This is a genomic window from Nocardia niigatensis NBRC 100131 (assembly GCF_000308655.1).
Taxonomy (GTDB): Bacteria; Actinomycetota; Actinomycetes; order Mycobacteriales; family Mycobacteriaceae; genus Nocardia; species Nocardia niigatensis.
Genome location: NZ_BAGC01000044.1, coordinates 46,059 through 60,993 on the forward strand (window position 1 = coordinate 46,059; position 14,935 = coordinate 60,993).

General features: G+C 66.1%; 18 protein-coding genes. 12 read left to right on the forward strand and 6 right to left on the reverse strand.

Annotated features, from left to right (window positions below):
* Positions 1-46 precede the first annotated feature (46 nt).
* Together ON33_RS20965 and ON33_RS20970 are read right to left on the reverse strand one after the other, a co-directional pair.
* A complete protein-coding gene (locus ON33_RS20965) occupies positions 47-490 on the reverse strand; it encodes a PIN domain-containing protein (RefSeq protein WP_040860731.1) in 444 nt (147 codons plus the stop codon).
* Positions 487-717 (reverse strand): ribbon-helix-helix protein, CopG family, encoded by a 231-nt coding sequence (locus ON33_RS20970; RefSeq protein ID WP_063711052.1) that lies wholly within the window; start codon positions 715-717, stop codon positions 487-489. Before ON33_RS20970 ends, ON33_RS20965 begins: the two co-directional genes overlap by 4 nt.
* Before the next feature lie 285 nt (positions 718-1,002).
* On the opposite strand from ON33_RS20970, the gene ON33_RS20975 reads away from it, so the two are divergent.
* The 6 genes from ON33_RS20975 (at position 1,003) to ON33_RS41425 (ending at position 4,923) form a co-directional block, all read left to right on the forward strand.
* On the forward strand, positions 1,003-1,443 hold the full coding sequence (locus tag ON33_RS20975) for a hypothetical protein (RefSeq protein WP_063711047.1): 441 nt from the start codon (positions 1,003-1,005) through the stop codon (positions 1,441-1,443).
* 161 nt (positions 1,444-1,604) lie between these two features.
* Complete coding sequence (locus ON33_RS42800; protein ID WP_218001478.1) at positions 1,605-1,874, forward strand: hypothetical protein; 270 nt, start codon at positions 1,605-1,607, stop codon at positions 1,872-1,874.
* Between the two features lie 1,095 nt (positions 1,875-2,969).
* A complete protein-coding gene (locus tag ON33_RS20985; RefSeq protein ID WP_040860735.1) occupies positions 2,970-3,395 on the forward strand; it encodes a DUF5994 family protein in 426 nt (141 codons plus the stop codon).
* Complete coding sequence (locus ON33_RS20990; protein ID WP_245550640.1) at positions 3,392-3,868, forward strand: DUF5994 family protein; 477 nt, start codon at positions 3,392-3,394, stop codon at positions 3,866-3,868. Before ON33_RS20985 ends, ON33_RS20990 begins: the two co-directional genes overlap by 4 nt.
* Before the next feature lie 138 nt (positions 3,869-4,006).
* The gene (locus ON33_RS20995; RefSeq protein WP_040860736.1) at positions 4,007-4,264 is read left to right on the forward strand and encodes a hypothetical protein; all 258 of its coding nucleotides are present in this window, start codon (positions 4,007-4,009) and stop codon (positions 4,262-4,264) included.
* A 230-nt stretch (positions 4,265-4,494) separates the two neighbouring features.
* On the forward strand, positions 4,495-4,923 hold the full coding sequence (locus tag ON33_RS41425) for a DUF5994 family protein (RefSeq protein WP_157184639.1): 429 nt from the start codon (positions 4,495-4,497) through the stop codon (positions 4,921-4,923).
* Positions 4,924-5,451: 528 nt separating this feature from the next.
* On the opposite strand, the gene ON33_RS41430 is transcribed toward ON33_RS41425, so the two are convergent.
* Positions 5,452-5,787: a hypothetical protein gene (locus ON33_RS41430; protein ID WP_218001479.1), complete on the reverse strand. Its 336-nt coding sequence runs from the start codon at positions 5,785-5,787 to the stop codon at positions 5,452-5,454.
* Between the two features lie 384 nt (positions 5,788-6,171).
* Here ON33_RS41430 and ON33_RS21005 point away from each other — a divergent pair, with 384 nt between their 5' ends.
* The gene (locus tag ON33_RS21005) at positions 6,172-6,534 is read left to right on the forward strand and encodes a hypothetical protein (protein ID WP_040860737.1); all 363 of its coding nucleotides are present in this window, start codon (positions 6,172-6,174) and stop codon (positions 6,532-6,534) included.
* A gap of 340 nt (positions 6,535-6,874) precedes the next feature.
* Here the strand turns inward: ON33_RS21005 and ON33_RS21010 are convergent, their stop codons facing one another.
* The 3 genes from ON33_RS21010 to ON33_RS21015 form a co-directional block, all read right to left on the reverse strand.
* A complete protein-coding gene (locus tag ON33_RS21010) occupies positions 6,875-7,954 on the reverse strand; it encodes an RNA polymerase sigma factor (RefSeq protein ID WP_083869157.1) in 1,080 nt (359 codons plus the stop codon).
* A gap of 290 nt (positions 7,955-8,244) precedes the next feature.
* Positions 8,245-8,391, reverse strand: a complete 147-nt coding sequence (locus ON33_RS41435; RefSeq protein WP_157184641.1) for a hypothetical protein — start codon at positions 8,389-8,391, stop codon at positions 8,245-8,247.
* 65 nt (positions 8,392-8,456) lie between these two features.
* The gene (locus tag ON33_RS21015) at positions 8,457-9,614 is read right to left on the reverse strand and encodes a helix-turn-helix domain-containing protein (RefSeq protein ID WP_051152570.1); all 1,158 of its coding nucleotides are present in this window, start codon (positions 9,612-9,614) and stop codon (positions 8,457-8,459) included.
* Between the two features lie 179 nt (positions 9,615-9,793).
* On the opposite strand from ON33_RS21015, the gene ON33_RS21020 reads away from it, so the two are divergent.
* The 5 genes from ON33_RS21020 to ON33_RS21040 are packed head-to-tail and all read left to right on the forward strand — an operon-like array spanning position 9,794 to position 14,891.
* Positions 9,794-10,564, forward strand: coding sequence for an SDR family NAD(P)-dependent oxidoreductase (locus tag ON33_RS21020; RefSeq protein ID WP_083869158.1), 771 nt, complete (start codon positions 9,794-9,796; stop codon positions 10,562-10,564).
* A 34-nt stretch (positions 10,565-10,598) separates the two neighbouring features.
* The gene (locus ON33_RS21025) at positions 10,599-11,960 is read left to right on the forward strand and encodes a flavin-containing monooxygenase (RefSeq protein WP_040860739.1); all 1,362 of its coding nucleotides are present in this window, start codon (positions 10,599-10,601) and stop codon (positions 11,958-11,960) included.
* Positions 11,957-12,814, forward strand: a complete 858-nt coding sequence (locus tag ON33_RS21030) for an SDR family NAD(P)-dependent oxidoreductase (protein ID WP_040860740.1) — start codon at positions 11,957-11,959, stop codon at positions 12,812-12,814. The genes ON33_RS21025 and ON33_RS21030 overlap by 4 nt, the downstream gene beginning before the upstream one ends.
* Positions 12,811-14,178, forward strand: coding sequence for an MFS transporter (locus ON33_RS21035; RefSeq protein WP_083869159.1), 1,368 nt, complete (start codon positions 12,811-12,813; stop codon positions 14,176-14,178). The genes ON33_RS21030 and ON33_RS21035 overlap by 4 nt, the downstream gene beginning before the upstream one ends.
* A 32-nt stretch (positions 14,179-14,210) precedes the next feature.
* Positions 14,211-14,891: a TSUP family transporter gene (locus ON33_RS21040; protein ID WP_218001480.1), complete on the forward strand. Its 681-nt coding sequence runs from the start codon at positions 14,211-14,213 to the stop codon at positions 14,889-14,891.
* Positions 14,892-14,935 lie beyond the last annotated feature (44 nt).

A 14,935-nucleotide genomic window follows, 5' to 3' on the forward strand; every position in this document is an offset into this window, starting at 1 on the left:
GACCACTGGTTCACGCCGTCCTGTCCCATCGGTGACGGCCAGCAGTTCAGTCGCCCTGAAACAGCAGCCGGAACGACGAGTGAGCGGGCGTCAACGGCCGGACGGCATGAAAGTCCTTCTCGTCCAACGTCAGTATGTCATTGGTGAGGTACCGCTCGGCGAGCACGACAGTGACCGCATCGGCCAGGTCGAGCCTGAGACCTCGGTACTGCTCGATGATCTTCTGGGCGACCCGCAGATCATCGCGACCTACCGGTGGCATGAGCACCGCGCCCTCCTCGGCCGAGGTGAGCAGGTCGTCCAGGACGAGATCGGCTGTGCGGCAGTCTTTTCCGAATCGCGCGACGAGCAGATGATCGACCTCGTACAGCACGAGTGGCGAGACAACCGCGACGGAGGTGGCGAGATATTCACGGGCTTGCTCGTGCAGTTCCGCGGCGCGATCGTAGGCGGCGATGATCGCCGAGGTGTCAGCGATGAAGAAACTCACTCGCCGTATGCCTCGCCGAGCAAGCCCTCACTGTTGGCGGCGAACCCAGGATCACCGGAATCGAACGACGGCCACGGACGAGTACGGCGGACCCTGTGCGACCGCAGCAACACCAGGTCGATCCCCTCACGGATCAAATCAGCTTCCGACCGCCCCGAAGCTTCGGCAGCCTCCTTGAGACGGGCAGCCTGATCAGGATCCAGGTACACGCTCGTTTTGGCCTTCATGAACGTTGGGTACCGCGTAGGGCACTTGCCGGGTTCGCGCATTGCCGAGAAAGCAACAGAGCCACAGATCATTCACCTGCGGCTCTGTTGCTTGGTGGACCTGACGGGCCAGTATACGAACCGGGCGGTGGTGGTCGACGCTCCTGAATCGTGATCCGCGCGGTACATGCCCGCCGGTAGATCACAATCTTGCCAAGTGGCACGTCGCACCTAGCGCGTCGGCGGCCGGATGTACATGATGTACATGATGTACATCCGGCCGCAACGGAAGAGGTCGAGGGACCGATGACGACCACAGAGCGAATCACGTCTGTCGAGCGATACAACTCCATGAACAGCGCTCGACAACACTTCGCCCAAATGCTGACGGCCGCCGAAGAGGGCAATGTCGCCGTGGTATCCCGCAAGGGGAAGGATTCCGCGCTGGTGGAGGTTGGGCGGCTCCGGTGGTTGCTTTCCCACATCATCCGTGTCCACGAACCGCAAGTAGTGCGGGAAAACAACAATTGGGTCGCCTACCTGCCGGGTCTTCCACTGGCAGTGGAGGAACCCGACCTCGACACGGCGATCACCGCCTTGATCGAGGCCATGCGCGAGTACACCGCCGACTGGCAAGACCATCTCCATGCCGCGCTCAACCATCAGAAGAACGTCGACTTCGTGCAGTTCGTGGAGCTATCCACGGACGAACAGCTGAGAGAGTGGTTGACGGCGGCCGAACAATGACCCAATACCCTCCGGGTAACAAGAAGGCCCACGAAACGTTCTGCCACCACGATGAATGGGTACGAGTCCGCAACGCCACAGGTGGTGTGGTCAGGCACCACAGCACATGGGAATTACCGCTTTCGGACGGCCGCGTCTTGCGTACCCGGATCTCACGGCCCATGGACAACACCGACTACGGATCCAAGCTGTGGTGCCAGATCCTGAAGGACCAACTCGAGGTCAGCGAAGCCCAGTTCTGGGCATGCGTCAACGATCGAGTTCGTCCAGCACGCACCTCGGGGTCTGTCACGATCCCCGACAAGGAGCCAATCCCTCTCGGTGTCGTCGAGAAGCTCATACGCCTGGTTCACCTGACCCCAGAAGAAATCGAGGAGATGACCAAAGATCAGGCGGTAGCCCGACTCAACCAATTCTGGGCTGAACAGTGAGCTCCGCCCACTCCTCGTGTGCGTGAGAGCGCAAAAGCAGTGGGTCTACCGCCCTGAGCACTGACTCGGCTCTTCACCTCCGTCTCGCGCAAGGTCCGGATTGCTCAGTTACGGAGCGGGATTCACTCACACAATCATCGAAAAGCTACGTGAGGCCGCAGGTCATCAACCTGCGGCCCCACACATTGTGGAGCTAACGGGACTCGAACCCCTACCTCCGGGGCGCGGAAGCCCTGCTCATTTGGTCGGGCGAAGTCAAGCCCGGTGGTAACAGCGATCTCGGGGGATCTCGCTGCAGTTGTCGCGCTCTCGCCCCGTGAAGCGAAAACGCTTGGCGTCTCGACAGTGACGCGCACCGCATGTTGCGTCGTGGCGCCATTGGAGTCGTACACATAGTGTGCGGTACTTCCGCCGCCGAGTTCGGCGCGATAGAGGCTGTTCCCGTAGTCCCAGTGCAGATCCGGCTCGATCGGCGCGCGGTCACCCCGGCACAGGTGGTCGTATTGCCTTGTGCGTCATAGCGATACGACTCCGGAACAGCTTCCGATCCGGCCGACATCGTCACACTGAGTCGGTTGCTGAAGGTAAAAGGATTTGCGGTGCCATCGGTTTCGATCGAACTGCGTTCGGCGTAGTGATGGTCTCAGGTCCAGCCGTGGTGGAATGGATCTGCTCCGTGGTGCCGCATGCTCGAGATATCGCCGGCCGAATCGTGGACGTAGCGCTCGGTGTAGCGGGCCAACGCCGTTGCGGTGGGTCCTCTCGGGCGAGCGCGGTGATCAACGGCACAATCGTCGACTCGCCATTTCGGCGCTGCTGCGAAGGCGGGTGCCTCCCACGGCACCGCCGACGATGAGGTATCGCTTCGAACCCTGTGTGCACGACGGCATGTCGGCACTTCGCCGATCGTGATCATGGGAAGCGCCGAATCTGACGCGGACAGCCCCACCTCCGATTCCGTTTGCGCAGGTCGTCAGGCCGGAGTCAGCGAGTAGGCTGGACAATATCCGGAGGCACCTCGCACGCCGACCAGTCGAGGTCGCGTCGTCTCCGATTCTAATTCCGGCCCCGCAGGGGCTGTGACAGGAGCGTCCCATGACGCCACGATCGACGAGCTTGCATCCTGCAGTGCCTCGTCGCCTACCGCTCGATACACCACGATTGCGATTGCGTCCGCGCGCCGACGTCAGCGGCTATGTCGACGGTGCCTGGTGGCCTCGCACGCAGGACCTCGCCGCCGAACTCCCCGGACTGTTCACCGCCCTCCGGCCGCGCCTGGGACCGGTATGGCGGGTCGTCTACGACCCCACCGGATGGTCGCCCTCCGCTCGACACCTCCAGCTCGGCAGTCATCGAATCCGCTTGGACCCCTATCCTTTCGAGCTGTTCAACACGATGTATGTCTGTGGTGTGCACGGCATCGTCATCGTGCTGGAGGTCATCCCCTCCACCACCGGCGGCACGGTGGCGAACACGGCGCTGGCAGCAGCATCGGGTACACGGCAAGCAGGTCGATCATGATCGACGCCAGCGCAAAACGTCCCATCACCAACCACGCCGCCATGGGCGAACCAGCGTCCGCCCGCCGTAATCGGCAGCCGTACCCGTCCCCGACGCGCACACCACGGGTCCTGCTACGCCGTCCCTATACCGCACCCGGACCGGTCGATGGAGCCTGGTGGCCCCGGACCGCGAATCTCACCAATGAGCTGCACGACCTGATCCACGTTCTCACCCCTTGGCTCGGCCGCCTAACCCGGGTCGGATTCGCTTGGAACGCAAGAACTCTCGCGCAACGCCGGATCGATGAGGACGACAGAGTGAACATGCACGGTCCGGCACCGGACCTGCCGCCCGACACCATGCAACTGTTCGGAACCGAGGGCGCCAACCTGACACTGCTGATCATCCCCGCCGACACCGAACCGCTCGTCGCCGACCAGCGCATGCGGCACGCGTCGGGATGGTCGTCAACGATGGACTCCGGCGAGTAGACAGACCGTGCAGTACCACCCCCGGCACGCAAGGGATGCGCGCGCCTGACCGAGGGGTGACCCGGTGTCACGTTCATCGATCGCAAGGACGCGGGCCGGCAGCTGGCCAGACTGCTGCCGGCGTTCCGCGGTTCCGACGTGGTCGTGATCGCCCCGCCCGGCAGCGGTCTGCGAGTCGCATACGAGATTGCCGCAACGCTGTGGGCGCTGGTCGACGTCATTCTGGAGACCACACGCGCATCATCGACACCGCAGCCATCGCCCGCGGCGCGATCGGCCCGTCCGAACGCGCCCGCGCCGAACAGACCGCATACGGGCGACTGGCACATGCTGCAACCGGTGTGGACCACCGACCGGCTCGCCCACTGGCACGCTCGCAGCAACCCATCACGCTGACCCGACGGCCGAATACCGCTCGCTGCCCCGCCGAGTGTGGACCGGTCCAGGCGGACGGGCTCGTCCGCCGCAGTCTGTGCCGCTCGTGTGGTGAGCACCGGCGTGTAGGCTCGAAGCATTCGGCGGCATCACGTGCGCTGACCAGCAGAGGTCGCGCCATCCCCGATTTCGACATCCGGCCTTCCCAGCGGCCACGGTAGGAGCGTCTGATGACGCCACAATCGACGAACGTGCCTTCGGCACCGCTCGGTCGTACACCCACTCGCATCCCACGATTACGTCTGCGCCCGGACTCCGAGGCTAGCGGCTACATCGATGCGACCTGGTGGCCACGATCGGGCAACCTCGCTGTCGAGCTCCCGGATCTGATCACCGCACTCCGTCCGCGAGCAGGGCCGATAGCGCGCATCGTCTACGACCCGCGCGTCTGGTCCCCGACCGGCCGGCACCACCTGGTGGCCGACCGCACCATCCGACTGGACCGGTATCCGTTCGACCTGTTCGGCACCATGTACATGTGCGGGACCGACGGCACCGTGATCGTGCTACAAGCCATCCCCACGGGCACCGACCCGGCCCTGGCACAGTCCGTGCTCGCGGCGGCTGGGCGACCCGCCCGGACCGAACCGGCCCAGGAGCGACGGTCAACCGTGCTCTAGCGTGTGCGGCACGCCAACAAGTCGCGGCCAATGGCAGTTGAGATGGCGTCGAGCCGGTCGACGGCACTCGCGTCGATGAAGCACAGCTGATACGTGTACGCGGCATCTGCGGACTTGAATTCCGTCACCTGCACCAGGGCAGCACCGGTTCGCAGGCATCGATCGCCGATCTCGTCGACAAGCTTCTCGGCGACTTCGCCTGCGCTCCAGCCGACTTCGCGCAGAGTGCCACGAAATCCGGAAACCGTTCCCAGCTCAACGATTCCGGATGCGAGCTCAACCCCTGTAGCTGTCGCCGGAATTCCTCGGCATCACTGCACCAATCGAGATGTGCCGCCGTGGGTGCTGGGGCACCGTCGAACCGAAAGGTTCGGTCAGAGAGTGGTTCAGCTCGCGCCGGGCCAACGCCTCCCACTCCGAGCGGGGATATCGAGATCTTCTGCCGGCAGGCCCGCGTCGGCAAACCTTGGGGTGCACTGTTCAGGCTCCGGGTAGTGGCAGTTACGGCCTGAACGACGTGGCGGGTGATCAACCGAGCATCTCTCGCGCAGTAAGACTGGTGGTTGCGCGGCGTTCACGCTCGGTGAGTAGAGCGGCGAATGTGGCGTATTCGCTTGAGGGGACGCAGATCTGCCGGTGTGGCAGTGGACGTAGCCTGTCGGGATATATGTCGTTGGGGGTGACGACGGTGTGGTCGGGTTGGTCGGTCGTGTTGTGCTGGCGGTTGATCCAGGCTTGCATGTCGGGTGAGTCGATGCTGGGCAGACTCGCTACAGCATGAACCCAGTCCAGTCCTGTGATGGCTATGGCCGCTTCTGCGACGGTCACCATCACGGCGTCGGTGCTATGCCAGTTGCCGCCCATCGCCCATCGTGCCTTTCGTGACGACCACTGAGGAAGATGGTCCGAAAGGGCCTGGACAGGTTCGGCAGCGGTGAAATCCCTCCACGTCAACGATAGACGCAAATCCTCGGTATGAGCCGTTCGATTCGCTGCGACCGCCGATATGCCTACGCCTCTCGGCTCCGCGGCGCCACAAGCGTTGTTCGGGCCGGGTTCGCAGGCGGGGGCTGGATGGGCGCGGAGGGGTATAGCGTGGATACAGCGGTGATTGCTCGCGTACCGCCGTCCAGGCGGTGCCATCATCGTTCAGCCGACCAGTCGATGGTCAGACGGGAGCGTCGCAATGACGCTGCTCTACAACGGTTTTCGTTCCGTATCCACCTGCCTGAGGCCGGGGTGTGGGAGATGAGCGCGCAAGATGACGCTACCGGCTCGCGCCGGGCATGTCTGAACGCGGCGCTGAACGAGAGAGCCGACGATCTCACTGATGACGATGCGGGGGTGGCAGCATTTCTGACCCTCGGTGATGATGTCGTACGGAACCTGTTGGATGTGCTGCAGCGACTCGACCGGCTACGCGGCGTTATCGAAGACACCAAGTCCACGCTGTTGCAGGTAGGTTCCGCGCGTATCGACCTGCGCGATCTGGTCGTCAGGCTGGAAACTGATCTACGTAGCGCGAACACCGCCATGCTCGCCATCGCCAGCAACTGGCTCATGTCCTCCCCCGAACGCGGCGGCCCCCTCACCATTCGGTCCACACGCTGACAAGACGCGGCATTCGTCCCAGGCGACGGCTATGACGGGCGCGGCGCCTGTGGTCAACTGAAGTGCGGCCACGTTCCACCTTCCGTGACCGCCCGCGGAACCCCCGACGATGCGGGTGCCGCGGTCACTGCCTGTGAACAGTCGAGCAAGATCTTCCCTGCGGCCGGTGAACACGGCGATCCGGCAAGCGATGATGCGTCCGCCGATGCGGAATCGGACTCGGAACCTGTTGTGCCGCAGTCGATCTATCGTGCTTACTCGCCGATCGCGGTGTTTGGGGGTGCCGCCGCGTTCTCCGGCGGCCAGGGCCGAAGGGCTGGGAACCAGACAGGCGGACCGGTCAGTCGAGGTAGCCCTGCAGGACCTGCGAGCGTGACGGATGGCGCAGCTTCGACATGGTCTTCGATTCGATCTGGCGGATTCGTTCACGCGTGACGCCGTAGACCTTCCCGATGTCGTCGAGGGTCCGGGGCTGCCCATCATCCAAGCCGTAGCGCAGGCGCATCACGCCTGCTTCCCGCGGGTTGAGCGTGTCGAGCACCGACTGCAATTGGCGCTGCAGCAGGGTGAACGACACGACGTCGATCGCGACGACAGCCTCGGTGTCCTCGATGAAGTCGCCGAACTGGCTGTTACCCTCGTCGCCGATAGTCTGATCCAGTGAGATCGGTTCACGCGCGTACTGCCGGATCTCCAGGACCTTCGCGGGTGTGATATCCAGTTCCTCCGCGAGCTCTTCGGGCGTGGCCTCGCGGCCCAATTGCTGCAGCAGCGCACGCTCGACGCGTCCGAGCTTATTGATGATCTCCACCACGTGCACCGGGATGCGAATGGTGCGGGCCTGGTCGGCCATCGCGCGACTGATCGCCTGCCTGATCCACCAGGTGGCATAGGTCGAGAATTTGAATCCCTTGCGGTAATCGAACTTTTCGACCGCACGAACGAGGCCCAGATTGCCTTCCTGGATCAGGTCGAGAAAGGCCATACCACGCCCGGTGTACCGCTTGGCGATCGATACCACCAGGCGCAAATTCGCCTCCAGCAAGTGGTTCCTGGCCTTGGCGCCATCCTGCACGACCCAGGTCAGGTCGCGGCGACGCGCGGCGGTGATACCGGACCCGGATTCGAGCTCCTCGTGCAGCTTCTCCGCCGCATACAGTCCAACCTCGATCCGGATCGCCAGATCCACCTCTTGTTCCGCAGACAGCAGGGGAACACGGCCGATCTGCTTCAGGTACGCGCGCGTCGAATCCCCACCGGCCATGAGCGCGGCTTCCTTGCGCGCCCGTCGCAGTGCCGGGGACTCGCTCTCATCCCAGTCGGAATCATCCCCGGCACGATCTCGCTCCGCTGCGTCGACCACGACCTCGAAGGTTGAATCCTCTTCCAGCGCATCGGTTTCGACGCTTACCGAGGCCATATCGACATCCGATGGAGGCTGGTCGGTCAATTCGTCGGCGGAGGTTGCCACACTCGCCCTTTCGCGGGATCAGGGCGGCACCGCGATGTGAGATCCGCAGAGAGGCCTTGGACGCCCTCGGCAATCACCGAAGCCACTGGCCAGTGTAGCGGCCACCAGCCGGTACACCGTGGCTGCAGCGTAGCTCGGGCAGGCAGCCGCCGGCACTGAGGCGGCTGCATGCCGATGGATTTTCATCCCGTCGCCGAGTACTTTGCAGGCGGCGTGTCTGGAGCACCCGATCAGCACGTTCAGCCGAACCGGGTCCGATGCCGTAAGCGGCAGATCAGTGCGTTCGTGGGCATGCGGATCCAAGCTTCGGCGAGCAGGAACACCTCGACGTAACTGCGCGGGTCGACCAACACGATCTCGATCGGGTAGCGGATACCACGGACCACGTCGAGTGCTGGCTGCCGGGGTCGGGCGGGCCTGCTCCGACGTCCTGCCGCATCCGTGCCGACCCTCATCTCTGCCCTGGAACCGCCGCCCCGGCCAGGGCCAGCCAGGCATGGCACAGCCACCACGCCGTCATGGCGCCGAATGTCGTGGACGGGTCGATTCCGGTGGCGTCGGTGAAGCGCTGGACCCGGTTGCGAACGGTATTGGGGTGGACGAACAGCGCTTCGGCGGCCGAAGCGGTGTCCCGGTCCGCTTCCAACCAGGCGCACAACCCGACCACGACCGGTTCGGCGTTCGGACCGAGCGCGGCCATCGCCGTCGCGTGATGGTCGAGAAGCGCCGTAGCCAGGTCTGCCCGATCGGCCAGCGCCGCCGGCACCGCGACCTCGGCGATATGGATCACGCCGACCCGGCCTATCGTCTCCGCTGCTGTCAACGCGGCGGCCGCCAGCAGTCTGATGGCGGCCAGCTCCTCGGGTTCGGCGGGACCGGCGGCTCCCACCGCCATGGGCGACATCACCAGGCTGGAAGGAGCGTGGTCGAGTACTCCGATCAGCTGGTCATCCACGATCGCGAACAAGGCATGGCCATGCTCGCGCCGCGCCGCGCGCTCGAGACCCTCCATGACCGCGGCGTCGCCGACGCGAGTCACGAGTACCCAGAGCCCGGCGCCGACCCGCAATCCGGCCTCGGCCGCTGCCAGCGCGGCCACCGACCCACCCGCGAGCAGACGCCGCACGATCACCGCGTTCCGGTCGGCCGCCGCGCTGCGTTGTCCGACCTGCGCGGTGCGGTGCGCGGTGATCAGCCTGCCGCGCACGACCTCGGCCCAGTCGTCGTACAGCTCCCTCGCGTCCAGCAGGAGACCGAACTCGATTCCGTTGGCCGCGGCCAGCTCCCGCGCACGCGACCAGATCGCCCGCTCGGCCACGTGGATGGCGCGCAGCACCGCTTCGATGGGAACACCCTGCCCGGCTCGGGTGACCGCGAGCTCCTCGACGAACGACAGCTCCGCTTCCACGGGTCCACGCCGGTCCGTCAGCGCCCGGGTCGCCGCGAGGAGCAGGGCGCGGGTGTGCCCGGCGATATCGGTGCGAGTGAGCGGCGCGACCTCCCGCACCGTCGCACGCACACCGGCAACCACGGACGAGAGCAGATCGTCCTCGCCGACCACCTGCTCGATGAGGTCGGTCATGGCGGTCCAGTCAGCTCGGGGTTGCATTCGGTCGATGATGCCCAAGATTGTGGTGCGCCACAACTATCAGGGGAAACAAGGTGGCGTAGGCCATATTCACGGCCGATACTCGCACCTACGGTTGGGTGGCATTACAACAGCGAGGGCGAACCCGCGGAATCAGCCGCGCGGTGCGCACCCGTGAACCGTGACGACAGGACGTTTCGATGGGACAGGTTGCCGTGATCACCGGCGCCGCCGGCGGCATCGGCCGGGCAATGATGCAGCAATTCGCCGCGGCGGGCTATGCCGTCACCGGACTGGATCTTCCCGGCGCCTGCCCGGCCGACGACCCGCGGTCCGTCGGTTGCGATATCACCGATGAGGGCCAGGTTCGGGCCGCCTTCGACCATGTGATGTCCGAGCACGGCCGCATCGATGTGCTCGTCAACAACGCGGGAATCTCCGCGATCGGCAGCCTGATGGACCACGACGCGGCGACCTATCGGCGCGTGATGGAGGTCAACTACATCGGCGCGCTGCTGTGCACCCGGGCCGCCCTCGCCGCGCTGACCGCCACCTCGGGCCGAATCGTCGTGATGAGTTCGGTCGCCGGTTTCGCACCGGTCCTCGGCCGCCCGGCCTATGTGGGCGCCAAGCACGCGGTTACCGGACTGTTCACAGCCTTGCGGCAAGAGCTTGCGCCACAGGGGATTTCGGTCACGATGGTGCATCCGACATTCGTTCTCGGCGGGATGAGCGAGGTGGGGCGCGCCGCAGGCGTGCAACGCGCCACCACCGGGCCCGAGATCACTTCCGAGGACGTGGCGCGCCTGGTCGTGCGGGCCGTGCTGGACCGGAAGGACCTCGTGCTGCCGGGACTGACCGCGAAGCTCGCCTGGTGGGCGGATCGGATCTCGCCCAGCGTGTACGCCCGGCTGATGACCCGGAAACTGCGGCGGGACAGCACGCCCGCGCCGGCGCTCCGCTCCCACTGATCACACGATCCACCGCTTTCGAGGAGATACATCGATGAGTTCGACCAGCCGGGTCGCGGTAATCGGCGCCGGCGCAGCCGGTCTCGCTACCACCAAGGCCCTACGGGACGCGGGTCTGGAGGTCGTGACCTACGAGAAAGGGGATCGGCCCGGAGGTCTGTGGGCCAGAGACAACAGCAGCGGACTCTCCCCGGCCTACGCGTCACTGCATCTGAATACGAGCAAGGGACGGACGCAGTTCGCCGACTTTCCGATGCCCGCCGCATGGCCGGACTATCCTTCGGCCGACCTGATCGCCGGATACCTCGCCGACTACTCGCGCACCTTCGGCCTGACCGAGCACATCCGCTTCGGCACCGCGGTCGCCTCCGTCGACAAGGCCGGGGCACGACGCCCATGGGTCGTGACCACCGAAGCCGGCGAGACCGACGAGTTCGATGCCGTCGCGGTGGCCAACGGCCACAACTGGTCACCTCGCGGACCCGAGCCCCAATACCCCGGAACGTTCACGGGCGCACAGCTGCACGCGCACGAATACCGCGATGCCGAGGTGTTCCGGGATCGGCGAGTGCTGGTCGTCGGCATGGGCAATTCCGCGATGGACATCGCTGTCGATGCGTCGTACGTGGCCCGCGGGCCAGTTCTGCTCTCGGCCCGGCACGGCGTTCACATCGTTCCCAAGTATCTGTTCGGCAGACCGTCGGACCAGACCGCCGGCATTCTCGCAGCGCTGCCGTGGCGCCTACGCCAGCGGATCGCGGAGACCATGCTGCGGCTCGCCGTGGGCACCCCGGAGAGTTATGGACTGCCGACGCCCCAGGGCGGGCTGATGCAGAACCATCCGACGATCAGTGACACGATTCTCCATCGGCTCACCCACGGTGAGGTGGTGGCACGGCCGGGCATCGAACATCTCGACGGGGACCGGATCGTCTTCACCGACGGCCGCTCGGAGCTGGTCGACGTGATCGTCTGGGCCACCGGCTATCGCGTGGACATCCCGTTTCTGTCCGCCCGATGGACCACCGATGATGCCGAACGACTACCGCTGTACAAGCGGGTATTCCACCTCCAGGACCCGAGTCTGGTGTTCGTCGGCCTGATGCAGTCGACCGGTGCGGCACTCCCGGTGGTGGAGGCCCAGGCGAAACTCGCCGCCGCGTACCTGTCCGGAACCTACGCCCTGCCCACCCCGGCCGAACAGCGTCGCACCGTGGACACCGAGCTGCGAGCCGCAGCCGAGCGGTGGGGCTGGAACAGGCGGCCGCACATGCGGATCGACTTCGACCGCTATGTCACCGGCGTGCCGCGGGAGATCCAGGCCGGGCGCGGCCGAGCCGCCCGCGGAACGGCCGTCACCTTCACCCCCGCCCGTCGTGAGGAAGCCACCGCATGAGCATTCGACGTCCTTCTCGCGCCGCCACGGCGGCCGGTCTTCGTGATGCGCACGGCCTGCGTGTGCTCATCACCGGCGCGTCGGGAACCTTCGGCCGGGCGATGAGCGCACGGCTGACTGATCTCGGCGCTCACGTCATCGGCCTCGACGTGGCTCCCGGCCCGGACGATCCGGTCGAGGTCCTGCCCTGTGACATCACCGATGACACGAGCGTCGAGACGGCGGTGGCCGCCGCCATCGCCAAGCTCGGCGGCCTCGACCTGCTGATCAACAATGCCGGAGTGGGCGGACCCGCGCCCGCGGAATACGTTCCCGGGGCCGAGGTTCGCCGCCAGCTCGAGATCAACCTGCTCGGTGCCTGGCGGGTGTCCGCGGCATGTGTCGACGCGCTGGTGGGTGCTCGCGGGCGGATCGTCATGGTCTGCTCGCGCATGGCGGTCCTGCAGTTGCCCTTGGCCGCTGCCTACGGCGCGTCGAAGCGCGCCCTCGTGGCGTACGCGGACGCGCTGCGCCTGGAGATCGGCACGCACGTCGGCGTGACCTGTGTGTACCCGTCCGCGGTGCGCAGTCCGATCCATGACTCGACCGCCGCCGCCGGGCTGTCGCTCGAGGGGATGAGCAGCTACGAGCCGCTGGAAGGCGTCGTCGATACGGTCCTGCGCGCATCTCTGGGCCGATTGCGCCGCGACATGCCGACCAGCCGCAAGGGGGCCGTCGAGTTCTTCCTGGCTCGCCACCTGCCGTGGGTGACCGATCGCATTGTTGCCCGGACACTGGCCCGCCGCGCCCGGTCCGGCGCGTTCGGCGACGCCGGACTCGCCGCCGGTGTCGTCCGGCGTCACAGCGCCGGATGAGCACCGTCCGCGAGCCCGGAACGGGCGAGAATACGGTTCGGCCGGACGACTCGGTCCGCGCGAAAACCGCTGACCTGCTGGCCTATTCGACCGGATCGGCCGGTATGGGGGTGTGGATCACGGTCCCGGGTCTGCTCCTGCTCTACTTCCTCACCGACACTCTCGGCGTCTCGCCCCTCCTGGCCGGGTTCACCCTGTTGCTGCCGAAGATCGTCGACGTGCTGGCCCATCCGCTTTTCGGGTCGCTGTCGGACCGGCAGGCGCGCAAGGCCGGGCACCGGCGCGGCATGATGCGCTGGGGACTATTGCTGGTGATCGCCATGGCGGCCATGTTCTCGGTGCCCACCGTGTGCACCGGTCCGGCGGCCGCACTGTGGGTGGGCGGCTGGCTGGTGACAGGGAACTTGCTGTTCGCGTCCTTCCAGGTGCCGTACCTGACCACACCGTCGGATCTGCTGGTCGGTTATCACGAACGCACCCGCGTCTTCATGTTCCGGATGCTGCTGCTGACGGCGGGCCTGCTGGCCGCCGGTGTGGCCGCCCCGGCACTGGTGTCAGCGGGTGGCCGTGCGGACTACTCCCGCATGGCGGTGCTGCTGTCGGGCGCGATGCTCGTCTCGGGCCTGGCCGCGTTGACCGGCGTCCGCAGACTCACCGCCGACTGCGGCTTCCGCGTCCCAGCGGAGAGCCGCCGGTCCACGGCCGGCGACGTTCGGGATGCGTTGCGGGACCGCGACTTCCGGACGCTGGTGCTGTCCTATCTCTGTACCGGGGCGACCACTCATCTGTTTCTGGCGGCGGTGCCGTTCTATTCCGAGTACGTATTCGACGACAGCACGCTCACCCCGAAACTGATGGGCGGATTCCTCGGGGCGGCGCTGCTCGCCGGACCCGCCTGGATGCGGGTCTCTCGACGAATCGGCAAACAGCGGGGATTGCTGCTGTCCCAAGGCATCTTCGTCATCGGATCGCTCACCCTGCTGGCCGGCAAGTCGCTCGGGGCGGCGGCGACCGTAGCCGTGGTCGTGGCACTCGGAATCGCTTTCGCGGGGCTGCAACTGCTCGCGTTCTCGATGGTTCCGGACGCGGTGGCCGCCGCGCAGGCGCACGGAGGCGCACGGGCGGGGGCTTACACCGGGGTATGGACCGCGACGGATGCGTCCAGCACCGCCCTGGGCCCCTATATCTTTTCCACCGTCCTGGCTCTCGGCGGCTTCGTGGCTTCCACCGACGGCCACACCGTGACACAGTCGGGCACCGCGCACACGGCGTTGCTTCTCGGTTTCACCGTGGTGCCGGCGGCATTGATGACGGTGGCCATCGCGTTCCAACGTCGATGCGCCCTCGACCGGGCCGCGCGGTGATCGGCCACGCGGTGTCCGCCACGCATGTCCTCATGCTCGGCGGCGTATTGTTCGGCGCGGTGGCGCAATCCGCGACCGGCATGGGGTTCTCCCTGGTGGCGGCGCCCCTGCTAGTCCTGCATCTGGGCCCCCGCGAAGGCGTCGCGGCCACGGTGATGCTGGCGGCGCTCTCCTCCGTCGCACCACTGCTGCGCGATGGGCGCCACGTCCGGCCCCTCGAAGTCACGCGACTGCTGGCGCCGATGCTGCTGTGCACACCGCTCATCGCCGCGGCGTTGCACGGGATCGACACCGACCTGCTGGCGATGACCGCCGGCGCCGGCGTGATCGTCGCCGTCGGCGTGCTCGCCAGCGGCATCCGCTGGAGCTGGCTGCGACGCCCCTGGGGAGCGGTCGCCACCAGCGGCGCCAGTGCGTTTCTCAATGTCATAGGCGGTGTCGGCGGACCGCCGATCGGGCTCTATGCCGCCAACTCCGACTGGGAACCGGCGACTGTGCGCGCCAATCTGCACAGTGTCTTCATCGTGCAGAACATCACGACGGCACTGATTCTCGGCATAGCTGTTCCCGATTCGCTCGAACTGCTCGCGCTGGTGATCGGCACGGTCATCGGGATGGCGCTGGCGACGCGCATTCCGACCGCGCGAATGCGGCTGGTGGTGCTCGGCATTTCGTTGTTGGGCGGAATCGCATTGATCGGCCGCGCCATCTGAGCCGAGGGCCCTGCCGCTCCAGAGGACCTGTCGCACAACGGATT

Coding starts and splice junctions, on each gene's coding strand:
- ON33_RS21040 (WP_218001480.1), top strand. CDS start 14,211: ATGCTCGGCGGCGTATTGTTCGGCGCGGTGGCGCAATCCGCGACCGGC.
- ON33_RS21020 (WP_083869158.1), top strand. CDS start 9,794: ATGGGACAGGTTGCCGTGATCACCGGCGCCGCCGGCGGCATCGGCCGG.
- ON33_RS20970 (WP_063711052.1), bottom strand. CDS start 717: ATGAAGGCCAAAACGAGCGTGTACCTGGATCCTGATCAGGCTGCCCGT.
- ON33_RS20985 (WP_040860735.1), top strand. CDS start 2,970: ATGACGCCACGATCGACGAGCTTGCATCCTGCAGTGCCTCGTCGCCTA.
- ON33_RS21005 (WP_040860737.1), top strand. CDS start 6,172: ATGAGCGCGCAAGATGACGCTACCGGCTCGCGCCGGGCATGTCTGAAC.
- ON33_RS21035 (WP_083869159.1), top strand. CDS start 12,811: ATGAGCACCGTCCGCGAGCCCGGAACGGGCGAGAATACGGTTCGGCCG.
- ON33_RS21030 (WP_040860740.1), top strand. CDS start 11,957: ATGAGCATTCGACGTCCTTCTCGCGCCGCCACGGCGGCCGGTCTTCGT.
- ON33_RS21015 (WP_051152570.1), bottom strand. CDS start 9,614: ATGCAACCCCGAGCTGACTGGACCGCCATGACCGACCTCATCGAGCAG.
- ON33_RS42800 (WP_218001478.1), top strand. CDS start 1,605: ATGGACAACACCGACTACGGATCCAAGCTGTGGTGCCAGATCCTGAAG.
- ON33_RS20990 (WP_245550640.1), top strand. CDS start 3,392: ATGATCGACGCCAGCGCAAAACGTCCCATCACCAACCACGCCGCCATG.
- ON33_RS41430 (WP_218001479.1), bottom strand. CDS start 5,787: ATGGGCGGCAACTGGCATAGCACCGACGCCGTGATGGTGACCGTCGCA.
- ON33_RS21025 (WP_040860739.1), top strand. CDS start 10,599: ATGAGTTCGACCAGCCGGGTCGCGGTAATCGGCGCCGGCGCAGCCGGT.
- ON33_RS20975 (WP_063711047.1), top strand. CDS start 1,003: ATGACGACCACAGAGCGAATCACGTCTGTCGAGCGATACAACTCCATG.
- ON33_RS21010 (WP_083869157.1), bottom strand. CDS start 7,954: ATGGCCTCGGTAAGCGTCGAAACCGATGCGCTGGAAGAGGATTCAACC.